Raw genomic sequence first — 331 nt, 5'->3', positions numbered from 1 at the left:
CTGCATAAACAAGGCAAACTTTATTGAAAAAGCCAGTCCGTTGAACTTCAACGGGCTGGCTTTTCGTTTGGAAATGCCGCAATAAACCGGCACGTACATTCAGCGATTGGTGTCTCTGTCATTCTCGGCGCTGCGCTTTTCGTAGGAATGCCGGTATGCGCCACGGCGGAACTGAAGGATCGGGTCGTCCGAACAGCTGATGCCTGCTGTCATGACGGTCGGATCGTATAGGGCATGTTCGGCTTCCGCGGCAGGCGCTTCGATGACCAACCGTCCTAGCAAAATGCGTTTACGGTCTTTTGGCCAATCGCGTGTCGGGTCATCTGTCGGG

1 protein-coding gene is annotated in these 331 nt (G+C 54.1%); it reads right to left on the bottom strand.

Annotated features, from left to right (window positions below; translation table 11 throughout):
• Positions 1–99 precede the first annotated feature (99 nt).
• The coding region (locus R0J87_RS19100) for a catalase (RefSeq protein WP_498888210.1) at positions 100–331 on the bottom strand (232 nt) is incomplete at its 5' end.

It is taken from the genome of Halomonas sp. SIMBA_159 (assembly GCF_046536035.1).
Lineage (GTDB): Bacteria > Pseudomonadota > Gammaproteobacteria > Pseudomonadales > Halomonadaceae > Vreelandella > Vreelandella venusta_A.
The sequence above is the reverse complement of the archived record's forward strand: the minus strand, read 5'-3'. Positions and strand labels throughout refer to the sequence as shown.